Origin of the sequence: Paenibacillus sp. RUD330 (genome assembly GCF_002243345.2) — a bacterium.
GTDB lineage: Bacteria > Bacillota > Bacilli > Paenibacillales > Paenibacillaceae > Paenibacillus_O.
The window spans coordinates 1,027,806-1,044,667 of the sequence record NZ_CP022655.2 but is presented as its reverse complement, the minus strand read 5'-3'; the positions used below and the strand labels follow the sequence as shown (position 1 = coordinate 1,044,667).

The following is a 16,862-nucleotide window of genomic DNA, read 5'->3' as shown; positions in this document are numbered from 1 at the left end:
CTCTCTCCCTCGTTTTATCCTGCACTTACTATACTTGCGGCCGAGGCGGGAGGATATGGAAAGAACGGTTATAGCCGAAGAAACAGATGGACCTGGTCTGAACCGCTGACCGTCGCATCCCTTCTATTCTTAGACTCCGCCTGCTTCATAGAAAGTGATCCGGTTCCCGAACGGATCCGTCACGATGACTTCGCAGCCGCCCCAAGGGGGCTTTTCCAATCCCGGCCTGGCATACCGGTAGCCGCTGTCCAAAAGGGCCTTGTGATAGTCCGTCAGGCTTGCCGTCTCGATCCGGATGTTGGCGCCGGGACTTCCATCTCCATGATGCTCCGATAGATGCAGCTCGCAGCCTCCCAGCTTTATGGCCATATAGAGAGGCAGCGGCTCCTCGAATCGATGCTCCCAGAGCCGTTCAGCCCCCAGAAAATCCAGGTAGAATTCCTTCGCCTTGCCGACGTCGAACATGCGCATAATGGGGACCACTCGATTGAATTCAGGCATAATTTCATCCCTCCTGAAGATAGGCTTGCCGTCGTTTTATCAGGATTTTCCAAAGGCTTCCGCAGCGAACTCGACAAACCGCTGCGCCGCCGGAGGAAGGTAACCGGCCTTTCTTGTCATCATTCCTATTCGGCAGACGCAGCCCTCATCCTCCAGCGGCGGCGAACGGCTTGAGCGCTTCGGCGGCTTTGCATCATCGCCACTCCCGGCCATACGCAGGGCCATATCAGCATCTACCTGCACCGCCAACGCATGCTCATTGCGGGAGATGCGCTGATCATTCACGACGGCAGGCTTTGTGGGCCGGACAACAATGTGGATGATCTTCTGGCTCGCAAATCCATTGCCGCCGATGAAATCCCGCCGAAAGGATCTTACAGGCTGCCGGTCAAGTCCAGCAAGGCTTGCCGGGAATCGCCCTGATAGAGCCCTCCATGGTAGCAAAGGATTGAGTCGATGTCGAAGGGGAGGAAGCTTCTATCGGACATCATGCAACCCTTGTCGATTTCGCGACCATTTCGTAGTTCTTTCGGACTTCATCCAACCCCTGCTTATTTCACGACCAATTGTAGTTTGATCGGACTTCATCCAATTCCTGCCTAAGGTTCGCGACCCATTGAGGGTTCTACTCGAAAATATCAGACCTGCCGCCTATGGTTCGCGACTAATTCGGAGTTCTATCGGACATCAGATCCGTTATTTGGTCATTTCAACCCCATTTTGGATTTTATCGGACATCAGATCCGTTATTTCCTCAAAAACCTGACACCAAAGACGATTTTCACGAAAATAACGGATCGTATGTCCGTTAAATTGCGAAATCGTCCCCAATCGGCTGAATAACGGATCGTATGTCAGATTAGGTTGGCGACGCCGTCTTCGCCACGATCAGCAGGAACTTAAAGGCACAATCACGCCATGAAGCTGCCGGTCGCCAAAGAAGGCTTGATGGCCGCTCGGCAAAATACAATTTTGAGCTCGACAAAGAAGGCCGCTCCCTCATCTCCAGATGACGGGAAGCGGCCTTTCTCTATCGTTCTTTATTCAAGCAGCTTCAGCATCCGCTGCAGCACAACCGCTGCCTGGGCGCGGGTAGCCTTGCCCTTCGGCGCGAAGCCGTCTGCTCCGGCGCCGTTCATGACTCCGAGGGCAGCCAGCTGCGCGACCGACGATCGGGCATAACCCGCTATTTGGCCGCGGTCCTTGAAGCCCGCGAGCTCCGCATTCACGTCGGCGGACATGAGACGGTTCAGATGCTTGAGAGCATTCGCGGCCATGACCGCCATTTCCTCGCGTGTGATCGCTCGGTTCGGCTCGAATTTGCCGGCACCGGTGCCGCCAGCAATGCCCAGCCTGGCAGCAGCCGCCACCGCCTCGGCATACCAAGCATCGGGCTTCACGTCGCTGAAGGCTCTCATCGGTTTCACATCGCTGAGTCCTCCCGCCGTTTCGGCGGCATCCAACCGGAACGCCCGGAACAAGGCTGTAATGAATTCAGCGCGTGTAAGAGGTTTGTCCGGAGCGAACTTGTCGCCCCCTACTCCCAGCATGATTCCTTTGGCCGCCATCTCTTCGATGGCGGAACGCGCCCAATCGGTCCCGCCCAAATCGCCAAAGGAGGGAACTGGCTTCGTGCTCGGCGACGGCTTCAGACTTGGAGCAGGTATGGCGCTGGGAGCAGGTGTGGCGCTAGTAGGCGATGGCGTCTCGCTAGGCATTGGTGTCCAAGCTCCTCCAGGCGTCGGTGTCGCTTCCCCACCTGGCGTCGGCGTCGCCTCTCCTCCAGGCGTTGGCGTCGCTTCCCCACCTGGCGTCGGCGTTGCCCCTCCACCTGGCGTCGGCGTTGCCCCTCCACCTGGCGTCGGCGTCGCTTCCCCACCTGGCGTCGGCGTTGCCCCTCCTCCAGGCGTCGGCGTCGCCTCTCCACCTGGCGTCGGCGTTGCCCCTCCTCCAGGCGTCGGCGTCGCCCCTCCTCCAGGCGTCGGCGTCGCTCCTCCTCCAGGCGTCGGCGTTGGCGTCGCCCCTCCTCCAGGCAGGTCCGCCGTCTTGATCAGCGAGACGTCGTCCACCTTGATCCAGTTGCCCCCGCTGTCCTGGGAATGGAAGCCGACGGCCAGCTTGCCGTCCCGCACCTCGAGCCCCGACAGCTTGACGGATGCCCATGAGCTCTCACCTTGCGGAATCGCCGCTTTCCGCACGGCTCCCTGATCGCCCGTCGCCGTCATTTCGGCGGTTATCTGGCCGCCCTTGGACTTCGTCCAGGCTTTCAGCTCGTAGATGCCGGGCTCGAGGCCATCGGCCTCCTGCGAAGTCGTGACTTCGTAGGCTTGGTCGTTCCAGTGGACGAGAGCATATTGATCGCTGCGCGCCCCGCCCTCCAGCTTGACGATGCCGCTCGTCATCTCGGCGCCCTCGGCGTCTTTGCTGGACCAGTGCTTCGGCAGCACAGGCCATGCGCCCGCATCGACGGCTTCCTCGAAGCCCGGATTGAGCAGCCGGTTGTTCGCCGCAGGCGCCGTGCCGTCATCATAAGGATTGCCCGGCACATTCACGTTCAACGCCGCCGTGCTGCTGTGAAGGACGGTCCCGTCGAACAGCTCGATGGCAGCCGTCGCCTCCTTCATGCCGTTGGCGATTTTGGAAGTCGTATACGACCAGGTTCCGTCCGGCTTCACCGGAGCATGGAACGTCTGCTTGCCGACCTGGATGCGCACGAATTCCGCTCCGCTGGCCGTGCCGCTGAGGGTGTATGGCAGCGTTCCGATGACGGCTCCGCTGTCCCGGATGGCTATGGAAGCCGCGTTGAGCCTGTCGGTAAAGTCCGCTCCCTGGATATCGTCGACATACAGCGTCCCGGAAGAGGACAGCGAATCCGGCGATCCGCCGAGATACAGGGAGAACGTCTTGATCTGCCGGCTCGGGTCCGGACGGTCGCCGGGATCGCCGCCATACCAGCTCGGGTAGCGGAAGGCGCTGAATGGAACGTACATCAAGCGCGGATCGCTGCCGCGGAAGACCGCCTTCGTCTCCCAGAACTTCCCGGCGTCGTCGGAAAACTGGATGGCCAGCTCATTGTTCGACCCGTCCGGCTGCAGCCAGAAGCTGAAGCCGTCATAACCGTCCAGCTTCAGGTAATCGGGGCTGAAGCTGCCGCCCGCGTATCCCGGACCGCTGAAGTCGTAGTCCATCCGCAAGCCGTAATCGCCCTCGGATTTGCGGGAGCCGTCCAGCGATACATCCAGCGCTCCGCCGCCGGTGTTGCGCGCGAATGCTTTCTGCACCAGGGCATTGTAGCCGCCATAACCTTCGAAATTGTCCAGCTTGGAGGCATTGGCCATCCGCACGTCGTCCACGACGATCGTGCCCGCTGCGGGGGAAGCTCCATCCGTCTTGCCTACATACAGGCCGAATCCGGTCACGTCGGACAGATCGATCGGTCCTCGGCCGACATCGCCTGCCGCAAGCGTGAAGTCCGCAAGCTTGACCTCCAGCGTGCGCGCCGCCGTGCCGCCGAGCGTAGCCGCCGCTTCCCATATCCGTCCATCTCCCGTGAAGAGCCGGAAGCCGAGCCTATTGCCGCTGCCGTCCGGCTTCACCCAAGCATGCAGGGCATCAAAGGAAGACAGGTCGGCATGGCCGATCGGCCTGCTCAAGCCCGCAAACGAAGCGGAGCCGAGCTCGTAGCGGAGTTTCGCGCCGTAGCTGCCGCGATTCTTCGCGGCGGCATCGAGGGCAATCGAGGCCTCGCCGCCATCCTGGTCCCGCTCGTAACGGGCTGCGATGCTGTCATCCTTGCCGTAATCGTATTCGCCGTCCTCGAGGACGTTCGCGGGCGGAGCTTCCGTAAGCGGAATCAGAGCCGCTCCGAACCCGATATCGGCTTTGGCGAGAGCCGGCGACTCCGGGCTTCCGCCTGCCGGATAGGCGGCCTTGATGTAACGGGTTCCCGCCGGCAGCTCGAAGCCCGCATAGACTTGGCGGCTCCATCCGTCCGCCGTCTCCTTGCGGGTCACCGCCGGCTGCAGCGGCTGGTAATTCAAGCCGTCGATGGAAGCCGACAGCTGCAGCTCCTCTCCTCCTTTCACATACGAGGTGAACCGGTAGGAGTTCATGTCGCCTGCAGCTGCATACACAAGCTCCGCATGCTCTCCGTCCAGGCGGCTGAGGACCGGCAGCCCTTCCGTGCCGGCGGAAGCCCCGCGAACGGCCAGATTGCCCGATGCCGAGTCCGGCTGTCCGTCGAAGCTGCGGTCTACGATCAACCCGCTGCGCACCGGCGCCGGGACGGGCCGATAGCCTTGGCCGGCATAGGCGTACTCCAGCTCGACACGGTCGACCAGAACGGAGCTGCCGCCGTCGATGGCCAGCTTCACATACCGGGTTTCTGCCGGAAGCCCGTCTGCCGTCCACAGCCCGTCCGCCAGCCTCGGCTGGATTTCGGCATACTTTCCGTTGACCGAGGAGACGAACAGCCGCACCTTGCCGCTGCCCTCGGCCTTTATGCGCACCGCCTCCAGCGGAACAGGCGCCGCATAGGTAAGCGTGCCCGGCAACGCGCCGGCGACATAGGCTTTGAAGCCTTGGCCGAGCTCGTTCCAGTTGTCCGCCTTGTTCAGCACATTGGAGGACTGGTCATAGGCATACGTCTGGCGATTCTCCTTGGGATTCTGCATGAGGCTCATTTCATCCGCGATGAGATGTCTAGCCGTCGTGCTCACGACGTTGGACCACGCCGATGCGCCGGACTCGTTGACTCCGCGTACCCTGTACTGATACAACGTGCCGGTGATGGCCTGCTCGTCGTGGAAAGCCTTCGTTCCGGCGCGTCCTCCGTCGGAGGCGTCGGCTGCGACCGTCTCCCAATTCATTCCGTCGGCGGAGCGCTGCACCTCGTAGCCGGATGCTCCGACAACCCCCTGCCACCTGATGTCCGCGACCGAATCGATCGGGAACAGTTTCGGAGCTCCTTCCGGCGCCGCAATCGCGGGAACCGCGGAGGTCTTGCCTTTATCCAGCGCATTCATGTAATGAGCGTAGTTGTACACCGTCCGGATAATATCCGTCTCGCCGTAATAATCGCCCGAGGCGAAGCCCGGCCAGTGATACGACGCCCAGTTGCCCGGATCTTCGTCATGCCAGTAGAAGCCGCCGTCCTCCTTATGCGGCCTCAGCGACCAGATCATGATGCCGGAGGTGCCGTTTTGCAGCGCCGCGTTGTACAGGGCTTCAACCGGCTCCTTGGTCGTGTAGAGCCCGAACTCGCCCAGAATGTAAGGTTTCTTGCCTGCGGCCAAGGCTGCGTCGGCATTGATCTTGTCGATGAAATTGCCGGTGTAGAAATGATTGCCGACGATGTCGATATGATCGTCCGTCAGCGATCCGGCGTTGATCGAGAAGCGCCCGTCGAGCAGCAGCTGCTTGGGCTGCTCCTCCTCCTTGATGTAGCGGGCGATTTCCGTCGTCCATGACTGCGGGAACTTGTCCTGGTTGTAGCCGCCCAGCTCGTTGCCCGTCTCCCAGGCAAGGATCGCCTTGTCGTCCTTGTATTTCACTCCCGTAATCGTGTTGATGCGGTTCATCATGTAATGGACGACCTGCTTGAACAGACCGATGACCTTAGGGTCGGTGTAGAACATCCAGCCGTCCGGATCCGTCGCCGCATCCCCCGTTATCGTGCCGGGATAGACGAAGTTGACGTAGCTTTCAATGCCGCCGACCCACTGCCATTGATCGACGAACGGGATGATGACCCGGACGCCGGTCTGATTGGCGAGAGCGAGCATGCGGTCCATCTTGGCGAAGCCTTCCTCGCTGAACTGCATCCTGCCGCTGGAATCCGGTCCGAGGATGAAGGCCGAGTCCTTGTTGGAACCGTCATAACGGAGAACGGACGGCACATAGGAGCGGGTCGCTTTCCCGCCCATCGCCTTGATCGTGCGAAGAGCGTCGTCCTGGGAGAATGCCGGGTCCCCCAGCGCCCCGGGATAGTTGAGGCTGGCAAAGCGGTATTCCCTGCCGTCCTCCATCAGCTTGCCTCCTTCTGCGGCAATGTAGGAGGAGAACAAGGTATTCCCTCCGTATACCTGATCCGGAACGCCTCCGTATGCGGATTCCGTCACGCTCCCTTCTTCCGATGCTCCCGTTGGAGAAGCACCGGCCGCCGACCCGAAGGCAGGCGTCATCAGACCGAATGCCAGCACCCACGATAAAAGCGCTTTCAATAATGGCTGTCTCGAACATCTGGAGCTGGACAATTCCATTCCTCCCGTCATGAATAGGGTTGACGCTTCCTTGCTGCCCTGTCAGAGCCTCTTTCTTTCTCTCTCTCGACTTGCTTCTTGATTTCATTCCTGTTTTGTTTGGTCAAACAAGGAACGAAAACATAATTTCAACGAAATTATAGATTTACCTTAAACTTATGTCAACTATTTTCAAATTATTTATACCTTCCAGTCCTTGAAAATAGGAAAAAAGACCCTTCAGCCAAACGGCTGAAGAGTCTCATCTCGCGTTGTGGAACCGAATGATGGAAAACTGGCGCAGCGACGATTGCATAATCGCGTCCCTGGCGGGAAAGAGGCTTGGCGTTACGCGCAGCTCCGCGCCGGAGCGCGCGATTTCACCTAGGAGATCAGGCATGCGATCGACCGATCGGGGGACAACCGTCTCATCCGAAACATAGTAGCCCGCGCTATCGTCCTCCATCTGGAATGTATCGGCAGGCATCTCATACCGGTACAAAGCCGCAGCCCGAATCCGCTCCAGCCATCGGCTCTCGACCAGAATGATCCGCGAGGCGCCGGACATGCCGAAGAGCAGCCGCTCCTCCCGCCCATCAAGCCCGGGCTGGCGATTGTAGATGATCCGCGGACATTCCCGCGGAAAGAAATAATTCACGCTATGCTCTTCGTCGACAGCCCATACCGCGGCAGGCAGATCGTCGCGTCCGGGCCTTGGCCGAGGGACAAAGCGGCTGATGGCGGACTCCTCGCTGAAGTGGTGAAGAAGAGGCTCCAAGGCGTCGTTCTCCTTTCGGCTCCTGCATAAGATAGCTGGGAAGACAGAATACAAAGCGGAAGAAGGCATCCCATGACTTGCGCAACCTCCGCCGGCCGTTCCGGCGGGAACGACGGCATCATTCAATTCACCGGCTGCAGGCTGGATTCGGCCGATGCGCCGCAGCCTGGGCTGGCGTTCAGCAAAAGCTGCCCGGCCCGGCATCCGGCCTTATCGCTGAGCTCATCCGGCGCGATCCGGATCAAAGCGGGCGGAATCTATCTGGCCGGTATCTCCATAACAGGCGGCAGTTCCATTCTTCCCGCGCTTGCGGTCAACGGAACTCCCCTCACGGGCGCCCTGCACGGTCCGTGCGGCAAAGAAGCGCGAACCGCCTATCAGCTGCTCGCGCTCCAACGCAGCGACCTGCTGACGCTGCTTGATCTGTCCGCCCCGCTGAACAGGCTGCTCCGGCCGCCTTGCGGCCATGCCGGGCCGGAGGACGCCGCTTGGACATTGACGCTCCGCCGGCTGGAGGATCAAGAGGAAGCCGGATTCGGGGCCAGCGGCAAATGAACCTCGCAGATCGTCCCCTGATTCGGCTTGCTGCGGTAATACGTCCGGCCGCCCATCGCCTTGATCAGGTTGGTCACGACCATGAGTCCGAGTCCGGTTCCCTTGTCCTTGGTCGTATAGAACGGCATCCCGATGCGCTTCAGCTGCTGCTCGTTCATCCCCACTCCCGTATCCCGGATGAAGATCAGGGCCTTGTCGTTCTCCTGCCTCGTGCTGATGGTAAGGACGCCGCCTTCCGGCATCGACTCGATCCCGTTCTTCATGATATTCAGCAGGCATTGCTGGAATTTCTTCGAGTCCCCGACAATGATGAGCGGCTCTTCCGTCGAATGGCTCGTCACGAACTCGATGCCCGACATGACGCATAGAGGCTTGACCCACTGCTCGACGCTGCTGAGCTCCTGCCGGATATCGAGCGGCTTCGGCTCGTCGACGGAGGGCTTGGAATAATTGAGGTAATCGGTAATGATGGCATTGGCTCCGTCGATGCCTTCAAGGGCATGGTTGCGGTATCGATCCATCGCCTGCTGATCCAGTCCCGGCTTGCCCATCAGCTGGAGGAAACCTCTGGCCGTCGTCAGCGGGTTGCGCACCTCATGCGAGATGGAGGCCGTCAGTTGCCCGATGAGATGGTATTTCTCCGCGTTGAACAGCTCCTCGGTCATCCTCTCCTGATGCTTCACCAAATAGTAGGTGTAGGATACTAGCGGAGCGGAGAGGAGGGATCCCGCTGTGATCAGCAGCACTTCCGTCAGGTTGAAATCGATCCCCTGTTCGGCCATGAAGCCGTAACTGATTCCGATATGAACGAACGTCAAGAGAATATGGAGCAGGATCATGAGCCGGATCGACTCCGACAGCTTGATCCGGTAATGGAAGATGATGCCCAGCACGGTCACGACGGCGCATGCTATGGTGGGCGGAAGCCAGTCGTTGCCCGCAATGAAGACATTGCCCCATACGAATGCCGCCGCGGTCGCCGTCCCTGGTATCCACCCTTCGAACAGGGCGACCATGGCGACGCACACCGGCGTCAGATGGAGCGCGTAGACCAAGGGATCGATCTCTTCATAGGCCAGGTAGAAGTAGCTCTGGACGATGAGGATGAGAACGAACAGGATTTTGCGGCCATGGCGTATGAACGACACTCTGGGCGTAATGATCAAGAAGAGCAGGCACGCGGTCAGATAATACATCAGCCCTTGGAATTCGCGTGCAATTATATTTTCAATCACGGCAGGAAATCCTTCCTATCCACTCTAGCCGACGATTCTGCCGTTCCAGGGCAGCCCGTTTTCCCACCGGGATTTGTCCCTGCTCCGGTTCAAGATCAGCCAATCGTATTGGTACATATCCCATATCTTGCATTTGTCGGCCTTGAGATCATATTGATCGATGATGGCGTTGACGGCTCTGCGTGCGGCCTCGTTCGCGCCCTCCATCGTGGCGAGATCCGTATTGGTGCGCACGTAATCGGAAGCCAGGAACAGATTCGGCACGGCCGTATAGGCATTGGGCCTCAAATCCCATGTATGCACCCTGTTGACGAGCAGCGGCTCCATGTTGGTCACGGAATTCGGATTGGGGAACTGGATGTCCTCGTCGAGGAACCAATGCTCCAGCTGCTCGTCGCGCAGCAGCTCCGTCCCATGGTTGAAGCTTTTCTTGAGCTGGGCCCACACCTCGTTCTTGATCTCCTCGGCCGAGCATTGCATGGCGGGACGGCCGTAAAGGATGCCTTTCTCCTGCCAATCCGAGATATCGACCGATATGACTCCCCGTACCCGCCCGTTGCCGTATTGGGTCAGATCGGTGCCGGGCCAGAACTGCTTCTGCGAGACGAGGGTCAGCGCCCAAGGGCTGTCCATGCAGATGACGTGGCCGTGGATGAGCTCGACGTCCTCATTGAGATAGAACTGGATGCCGTTCATCCACTCGACGGATTCGCTGAGCGTCCTGAGCTTGCCGAGGAGAGGATCGGCCTTGGCAAGCTCAGGCGTGACGAATCCCGCCATGACTTCAACGGGCAATGCAGATATGTAGGCGTCCGCCACAACCGTCCGCTCCTCGCCGTCGACGACGACGGAGACGCCGGTCACCGCGCCGTTCTCGCAGGCGATCGACCTGACCGGGGCATTCCGATGGAACTCGACCCCGAGCGAGAGCAGATAGTCCTGCCACGGTCTCAGCCAGGCTTCGTTCGTCGGGGCGTTCAGCAGCCTGTCGGCGCTGCCTCCCGGGGTGATCATATCCATCATCAAGGTCGCTCCCACCGTGCCGATCGTGCAGGCGTTCGCCTCCTTCGCCTTGGCCGCGACTAGAATGCGGGACAGCCCTGCGAGAATGCGCTGGAACTGCTGGGATTGCTTGTCCGCTTCGATGAAATCCCACCAGGAGACACGCTGGTATTCCAGGTATCGGCGAAGGTCGCTGCTGGAGGCGAGCTGATAGAGCTTGCCCGCATAGTGCTCGGCTTCCGCCCGGGTCAGGCCCAGATCGTTGCCGAAAATGGATTCCAGCAGCACTTTCCAGTCGGAGGAGTTCGCCGGGAACTCCGTTACGAACGGCTGCATCGGCCGGTCGTCGAACGCGACGCCGAGCCGAGAGCCCTCCACCAGATTATCGAAGACGCCGCGCTTGTTGCCCGGGAAGGGAATCCGCTTCATCGTGTCGGGAAGATGCTTGTAGAACTTAGGAAAGAAGCGGAAGCCATGCTCTCCGGGAAGATCCTTTCTCCCCTCGGTTCCGCTTCCCTTCACATCCATGCTGCGGGCTTTGCCTCCCGGTATGGACCTTGCCTCGTAGACGGAAACGTTGAAGCCTCTCTCCGCGAGCTCATGGGCAGCGCTCATTCCTGCTACGCCCCCGCCCAAAATGACAATTTTCGGCATGACCTTATTCAAATCGCCATCTCCTTCTCTAGCATCCATTATTTGTGCGCCAACACCAATAGGCCGATATACACATAAACTCTTCCCACATAGTACCATCGAACTAATGTCTTTTACTGTCGAATTTTATCAATAAATGAAATAAATTTCCGTGGCAGGCGTCCATCCCTCCCATTGGGCGCGAACAGGCATTCGCTTCCCCTCCCGGCAAACGCTTCCAGCGGCAGTCGGGGAGCAAAAAGTCAAAAAAAGAAGGCGTCCCCTGGCGGAGACGCCTTCTGCCTGCTGCGATTCGGGTCCGATCGTCCTGCTCGATCACGCTTGCTTCCCCTCGATCAATACAACGTTCTCCATAGATAAAAAGTCGCATAGGCTTCCCAGCCCTTCCATGGCTTGGCCAGCTCTCTGGCTTCGTCCGCCGTCGGCCTGCGCTCCATGCCGCCGGCCGCCTTGATCGCGTTCAGCAGCCCGACATCGGCGGCCGGCAGCGCCTCCGGCATGCGCAGGCAGCGCATCATGACATAATGGGCTGTCCACAAGCCGATGCCGCGAATAGCGACCAGCTTGCTTTCCGCTCCTTCCCAGCCCGCCTGGAGCAGCGACTGCTTGTCCAGCGAGCCGTCCGCGACCAGACGTGCGGCGCCGATCAGATATTCGGACTTGCGTCCGGTCATCTGCAGCGCCATGATGTCGGCCGGCTCCAGCGAAGCGACCGCAGCCGGCTCCGGGAAAGCCCAATAATCGCGTCCGTTCCACCTCACGGAGCGGCCGAACGTCTCGGTGAACCTTTTTTTGAGCGTGTAAGCGAACGCCAGATTGATCTGCTGCCCGATGATCGCCCAGCAGACCGCCTCGAACAGATCCGGGATGCCGATCATCCGCAGTCCTCGGAAGGTCCGGCCGGCCTCCCGCAGCAGATCGCTGCTTTCCGTGAGGACATAAAACGGCTCCAGATCCCGGTCCAGATCGAACCATTCCAGCATGTAGGCTTCAATATGCCTCCTCATCGCCGGAGAAGGGGCGTCTCCCATCGGGAATGCGGCGACGAGACGGCGGACAGCGGTCGAGCCGCCGCTCCCGTCCTCCTCGTAGTCCACCTGGACCAGAATCTCTTCGCCTCCCCGAGCGAACAGCTTGACCAGGGAATCCCCCTCCACCGCATAGAGCGCTTCATCGCTGGAGCGGCTCAAATATGCCAAGGCGGCAGGGTAATTGAAAGGTTCGGGCACAGGCAAGACAATGGGCGCGGCGTCCGCATGAGGCTTAATTCCGTTCATCGGCAGATCCTCCCTCGTATGGCGGGGGCTTCCCGCCCTCCAAGGACTATTTTAGCATAATCGCTTATGAAATCCGGCCGGATTGTACGATCCGCACGCCTCTTCCCGGTACGGAGACACGGCCGCCGACGGTCGCTCCGGTCAGCAGATCGACGCCCCCGCCTGCCGGAAGCGACGCCCATCCCTCCTCCGCCCCATGGTTGAGCAGGAACAGGTACCGCTTTCCGTCTTTGACGCGGACGGCGGCTTCCAGCTCCGCGGACGCCTCTTCCACAAGCGCTTCGATGCCGCGCCCGCTGCACAGGCTTCCGAGGAAGTCCCGGAGAAAAGCCGGCTCCGGGCTGGAGGCGACGTACCACGCTTCTCCCTCGCCGAACCTGTTCACGGTCAGGGCCGGCATGCCCCGGTAGAAGTCGTCGCCGTAGACCGCCTTCACCTCCGCTCCTTCGCTGTGGATCAAGTCGCAGAGCAGGCCGCACTCATACTCGGAACGCATGCCGGGAACGGCGCCCGGGCCGCCGCTCCGGCCGCTGCCGCCTGGAGCGTCCGACCCGCCCGCGAGCTCTCCGGATGCCGTCATGACGATCACGTTGCGCTGCTCCGGCAGAAGCGCGTCGATCTCCTCCGACCAGATGCCGAGCAGCCTGCGCAGCTCGCCTGGATAACCGCCGGTCCGGACGAGGTCGTGCTGGTCGACGATGCCGCTGAAAAAGGTCGTGACGAACGCTCCTCCGGCCGCAGCGAAGGCTTCCGCCTTGTCTGCGAACCCGGGCTTCACCATGTACATCACTGGCGCGATGACGAGCTCGTAGCGGGAGAAATCCTCCTCGACGCCGATGATGTCCGCCTGGATATGCTGGCTGTACAGCGCATCGTAATACTTGTGGACTTCCTGCGCATAGTTCAGCGCCACCGTCGGACCGCTGCTCAGCTCCGTCGCCCAGCGGTTCTCCCAGTCGAAGACGATGCCGACCTTGGAGTCCGCCCTTGCGTCCAGCAGCGTATCGCCGAGCTGCCGCAGCTCCCGCCCGAGCTCCGCGACCTCGCGGAATACCCGCGTATGCTCGTGACCGGAATGCTCGATGACGGCTCCGTGGTACTTCTCGCAGGCTCCGACGGAGCGCCGCAGCTGGAAGAACATGACCGTGTCCGCTCCTCTGGCCACCGCCTGCCAGCTCCACAGCCGCATGACGCCGGGACGCTTCAGCGAGTTGTACGCCTGCCAGTTCTGCTGGCTCGGGGTCTGCTCCATCAGCATGAACGGCTGGCCGCCGCGCAGCCCCCGCATGAGATCATGCGCCATCGCCGTGAAGCTCGGCGGCGTATCGATCGACGGGTAGTTGTCCCAGGAGACGATGTCCATCTCCTTGCCCCATTTGAAGTAATCCAGCTCCGGATAAAAGCCCATCAGGTTCGTCGTCACCTGGATATCGGGCGTCAGCGCCTTGACGGCATCGCGCTCCAGCTTGAAGCATTCCAGCAGACTGTCCGACTGGAAGCGGCGATAGTCCAGCGAGATGCCCTGGAAGTTGGTGCGGCTGCCGCCCCATTCCTCGCTGAGCGCGTTCGGCGGCACGATCTCCTCCCAGTCGTAGAAGGTATGGCCCCAGAAGCGGGTATTCCAGACGCGGTTCAGCTCCTGCAGCGAGCCGTACCGCTGCCTGAGCCAGCCGCGGAAGGCCGCCGCGCAGTTGCCGCAATAGCAGTAGCCGCCGTATTCGTTGCTGATATGCCAGACGAGCAGAGCCGGATGCCGGCCGTAGCGCTCCGCCAGCTTGCCTGCCAGCGCCGTAGAGAAGCGGCGGTAGACCGGACTGTTCGGGCAGGAATTGTGGCGCCCGCCGAAGCGGCGCTTGCGGCCTTCCCAATCCACCCGCAGCACCTCGGGATGGCGCTTCGCCATCCAGGCCGGATGGGCTCCCGTGCCGGTCGCCAGACAGATGCCGATGCCTTGCCCGTGGAGCAGCGCGAACTGCTCGTCGAGCCAGGCGAAGTCGTACGTATGTTCGTCCGGTTGATCGAGAGCCCAGGAGAACACGTTGATCGTGGCGACGTCGATGCCCGCCAGCTTGAACATCCGGTGATCCTCCGTCCAGGTGTCCCCGTCCCACTGCTCGGGATTGTAATCGCCTCCATACCAAATCTTGGGCAGCTTCGAATTTATCATGATCAGGCACCTCTTCCAGGTGTAATATAAGGATATCTCCATTTTAAAAAAGGAACGATCTCCTTAAAATCCAATCTTATGGCTGACATATATAAGAATATGGAACTACGTTGAGCTTAGGAGGCGCATAACGATGAACATCGCCGGACATCGACGGGTCGTTCCCGTCCAGCTGCAGGACAGGCCTCTGCCGGTCCAGCTGGAGAGCATCGGCTTCAACCCGGACCAGGAGCCGTTCCATCGCGGAGACGGCTACCCGGTCTACCACTGGCTGCAGACGCTCGCCGGCGAAGGGCGCGTCTCCTGGAACGGCCATGCGGAGACGCTGCCGCCCGGCAGCGGACTGCTCCTGCCGCCGCGGGAAGCCCATAGCTACCGCAGCGGCGGCGGCGTCTGGCAGACGGCCTACCTGACCTTTGCCGGACCCGAGCTGCCGGGCCTCATGGCGTCGCTGGCGCTGTCCAGTCCGGCGCTCTACCGCTGGGAGCCCGGATCTCCTCTGGACAGTCTGCTGCTGAACAGCCTGGAGCTGCTGGAAGGCCAAGCCGATCCGCTCGGGCTGGAATCGTCCCAGCAGGCGTACCGGTTCCTGCTGGCGCTGCGCACTTACTCCAGCACCGACGAAGCCGCCGGCGTGTCGCAGCGGCTGCGCCAGCTCGAGCCTCTGCTGTCCTGGCTGGAGGCCAATCTCCACCAGCCGGCGATCGGGCTCGGGGATCTGGCCGCAGCCGCAGGCCTCTCCGGCCGCCGGCTCAATACGCTGTTCCGCAGCCTGTTCGGCCTGTCTCCCTACGCCTACCTCGTGCGGCTGCGCATCCGCCGGGCCCGCGAGCTGCTGCTCAGCCGTCCGGGCGAGCCGCTGCGAGTCATTGCGGGCCAGACCGGCTTCCGCGACGTCAGCCACTTCATCGCAACCTTTCGCCGCCTGACCGGCGATACGCCGGACCGATTCCGAAGCGGGCGGGCATGAGAACGTCATACCCAAGCTGATCGGGTCCGGCCTTCACCTGGAATGGGACAATTCACCTTGCGAATAGGATGGTCCATACCATGTTTCCTTTGCAAGGAGGCCAGGCTGTGACCGTCCCCATTCCGTTCGTCCGCAAGAGCCAGTTCATTTTCATCCTGCCCAAGCATGCCTTCCATCAGATGGTATGGCTCGACTTCGCCGCGGGATCCGCCACCGCCTGGCTGATGGAGGAGGGGCATCTGGCCAAAGTCCTCATCTTTGCCGGCAGCGGCTTCGTCCCCTATGTGCTGAAGAAAAGCGTGAATTCCAGCCTCAGTCCGCTTCAGCCGCGCCTGGTCCGGTACCACTGCTCCCTTTGGTCGAAGAGGGCGAAAAGCAGCCCGATCTGGACCCGGAACTGACAAGATGAAGCTTCGAGACATCCATTCATGCCCTTTTATACCGTGACATGGATATTTTCTTCGTCTAGGATAGAAGAGACCATGCTTTGGAAAGGGAGTTCACATGAAATTAGGCACCTATTCGAATTTAATCGCAAGCGCCGTCCTTGGCGCCTCCTTCATCGGCGGCTGCCTGATTGTCGCCTCAAGCAAGGACGCCGTCCCGACGGCGGCGGTTCAACCGGCCGTCTCCAGCCCGGCCGTCTATGAATCTCCTTGGGACAAACCGCTGCTTACGGTCGATGCTGCAGCCGGATACCTCGGCATTCCCCAGGGCCAGCTGGAAAAAATCCTTGATGCGGAAAGGGCATTAAGATTGAGCTCCGGCGAAACGAACACCTTGCCGCACATCATTGTGGACGGAAGAATCTACATCAGCAGAACGGCTCTCGACACGTGGGTGCTTGAGGCTTCGATGGCAGGGCGTACATACGTCAACGGAAAAATCGTGAAGTAAGCCGTCCCATCCCTGACCGCATCTGTCAGGGATCGTCCGTTATGCTTGTTCGGTAACGGAATCGGCGGCAGGACCGCCCAGTGGAGGGATGCTTGATGTTTGCGTCTATCGAGGATTTTGAAAAGGAATGGAAAGCGGAAGCGGAGCTGACCGCAAGCGTACTGGACGCCCTGACCGATGAATCGCTCGCCCGGCCGGCAGCGGCGAACCGCCGCACGCTCGGAGCCATCGCCTGGCATCTGGCGGAGTCGATCGGTTACATGGCTTCAATGGGATTGGACTTCACGACAGCGGATGCCGGACAGAGCGGCTCCGCAGCCGGAATCGCCTCCGAATACAGGCGCGTCAGCCGCGGTATTGCCGATGCCGTCCGCTCCGCATGGAGCGATGAGGCTTTGCTCCAGAAGCAGGAAATCGGCGGCGAGCTCTGGGCGAACGGAGCTTCGCTCCGCTTCACCGTCATGCACCAGGCCCATCACCGGGGGCAGATGACGGTGCTGATGAGGCAGGCGGGCCTGCGCGTTCCGGATGTATACGGCCCGAGTTATGAAACCTGGGTGGAGAAGGGAATGGCGCCTCTGCCCTGA

Annotated in this window: 14 protein-coding genes; 6 read left to right on the top strand and 8 right to left on the bottom strand. The window is 60.7% G+C overall.

The window, feature by feature from the left end:
* Positions 1-129 precede the first annotated feature (129 nt).
* On the bottom strand, positions 130-501 hold the full coding sequence (locus tag CIC07_RS04615) for a glyoxalase superfamily protein (RefSeq protein ID WP_076358747.1): 372 nt from the start codon (positions 499-501) through the stop codon (positions 130-132).
* 39 nt (positions 502-540) lie between these two features.
* A complete protein-coding gene (locus CIC07_RS04610; RefSeq protein ID WP_139334450.1) occupies positions 541-786 on the bottom strand; it encodes a hypothetical protein in 246 nt (81 codons plus the stop codon).
* On the opposite strand from CIC07_RS04610, the gene CIC07_RS04605 reads away from it, so the two are divergent.
* Positions 694-924, top strand: coding sequence for an MBL fold metallo-hydrolase (locus CIC07_RS04605; RefSeq protein WP_121235026.1), 231 nt, complete (start codon positions 694-696; stop codon positions 922-924). The genes CIC07_RS04610 and CIC07_RS04605 overlap by 93 nt on opposite strands.
* A 617-nt stretch (positions 925-1,541) precedes the next feature.
* Here the strand turns inward: CIC07_RS04605 and CIC07_RS04600 are convergent.
* Both CIC07_RS04600 and CIC07_RS04595 read right to left on the bottom strand, forming a co-directional pair.
* Positions 1,542-6,755: an S-layer homology domain-containing protein gene (locus CIC07_RS04600; RefSeq protein WP_165895295.1), complete on the bottom strand. Its 5,214-nt coding sequence runs from the start codon at positions 6,753-6,755 to the stop codon at positions 1,542-1,544.
* A gap of 247 nt (positions 6,756-7,002) precedes the next feature.
* Positions 7,003-7,518, bottom strand: coding sequence for a DUF6886 family protein (locus CIC07_RS04595; RefSeq protein WP_076358745.1), 516 nt, complete (start codon positions 7,516-7,518; stop codon positions 7,003-7,005).
* A gap of 72 nt (positions 7,519-7,590) precedes the next feature.
* Here CIC07_RS04595 and CIC07_RS04590 point away from each other — a divergent pair, with 72 nt between their 5' ends.
* Positions 7,591-8,073 (top strand): hypothetical protein, encoded by a 483-nt coding sequence (locus CIC07_RS04590; RefSeq protein ID WP_076358744.1) that lies wholly within the window; start codon positions 7,591-7,593, stop codon positions 8,071-8,073.
* On the opposite strand, the gene CIC07_RS04585 is transcribed toward CIC07_RS04590, so the two are convergent.
* From CIC07_RS04585 to CIC07_RS04570, 4 genes are all read right to left on the bottom strand, one after another.
* The gene (locus CIC07_RS04585) at positions 8,037-9,308 is read right to left on the bottom strand and encodes an ATP-binding protein (RefSeq protein WP_076358743.1); all 1,272 of its coding nucleotides are present in this window, start codon (positions 9,306-9,308) and stop codon (positions 8,037-8,039) included. The two genes, CIC07_RS04590 and CIC07_RS04585, sit on opposite strands and share 37 nt — an antisense overlap.
* Before the next feature lie 24 nt (positions 9,309-9,332).
* The gene (locus CIC07_RS04580; RefSeq protein ID WP_234993036.1) at positions 9,333-10,976 is read right to left on the bottom strand and encodes a hydroxysqualene dehydroxylase; all 1,644 of its coding nucleotides are present in this window, start codon (positions 10,974-10,976) and stop codon (positions 9,333-9,335) included.
* A gap of 323 nt (positions 10,977-11,299) precedes the next feature.
* A complete protein-coding gene (locus CIC07_RS04575) occupies positions 11,300-12,241 on the bottom strand; it encodes a DNA-3-methyladenine glycosylase family protein (RefSeq protein ID WP_076358742.1) in 942 nt (313 codons plus the stop codon).
* A 64-nt stretch (positions 12,242-12,305) separates the two neighbouring features.
* Positions 12,306-14,408 carry a beta-galactosidase gene (locus CIC07_RS04570; RefSeq protein WP_076358741.1) on the bottom strand — a complete coding sequence of 701 codons (2,103 nt, stop codon included), beginning with the start codon at positions 14,406-14,408 and terminating at the stop codon, positions 12,306-12,308.
* A gap of 133 nt (positions 14,409-14,541) precedes the next feature.
* Here CIC07_RS04570 and CIC07_RS04565 point away from each other — a divergent pair, with 133 nt between their 5' ends.
* The 4 genes from CIC07_RS04565 (at position 14,542) to CIC07_RS04550 (ending at position 16,862) form a co-directional block, all read left to right on the top strand.
* Positions 14,542-15,378, top strand: coding sequence for an AraC family transcriptional regulator (locus tag CIC07_RS04565; protein WP_048745749.1), 837 nt, complete (start codon positions 14,542-14,544; stop codon positions 15,376-15,378).
* A gap of 80 nt (positions 15,379-15,458) precedes the next feature.
* A complete protein-coding gene (locus tag CIC07_RS04560; protein ID WP_076358740.1) occupies positions 15,459-15,779 on the top strand; it encodes a hypothetical protein in 321 nt (106 codons plus the stop codon).
* Between the two features lie 103 nt (positions 15,780-15,882).
* Positions 15,883-16,275 (top strand): MerR family transcriptional regulator, encoded by a 393-nt coding sequence (locus CIC07_RS04555; protein WP_076358739.1) that lies wholly within the window; start codon positions 15,883-15,885, stop codon positions 16,273-16,275.
* 95 nt (positions 16,276-16,370) lie between these two features.
* Positions 16,371-16,862, top strand: a complete 492-nt coding sequence (locus tag CIC07_RS04550) for a DinB family protein (protein WP_076358738.1) — start codon at positions 16,371-16,373, stop codon at positions 16,860-16,862.

Coding starts and splice junctions, on each gene's coding strand:
- CIC07_RS04615 (WP_076358747.1), bottom strand. CDS start 501: ATGCCTGAATTCAATCGAGTGGTCCCCATTATGCGCATGTTCGACGTC.
- CIC07_RS04590 (WP_076358744.1), top strand. CDS start 7,591: ATGACTTGCGCAACCTCCGCCGGCCGTTCCGGCGGGAACGACGGCATC.
- CIC07_RS04575 (WP_076358742.1), bottom strand. CDS start 12,241: ATGAACGGAATTAAGCCTCATGCGGACGCCGCGCCCATTGTCTTGCCT.
- CIC07_RS04570 (WP_076358741.1), bottom strand. CDS start 14,408: ATGATAAATTCGAAGCTGCCCAAGATTTGGTATGGAGGCGATTACAAT.
- CIC07_RS04565 (WP_048745749.1), top strand. CDS start 14,542: ATGAACATCGCCGGACATCGACGGGTCGTTCCCGTCCAGCTGCAGGAC.
- CIC07_RS04560 (WP_076358740.1), top strand. CDS start 15,459: ATGTTTCCTTTGCAAGGAGGCCAGGCTGTGACCGTCCCCATTCCGTTC.
- CIC07_RS04555 (WP_076358739.1), top strand. CDS start 15,883: ATGAAATTAGGCACCTATTCGAATTTAATCGCAAGCGCCGTCCTTGGC.
- CIC07_RS04550 (WP_076358738.1), top strand. CDS start 16,371: ATGTTTGCGTCTATCGAGGATTTTGAAAAGGAATGGAAAGCGGAAGCG.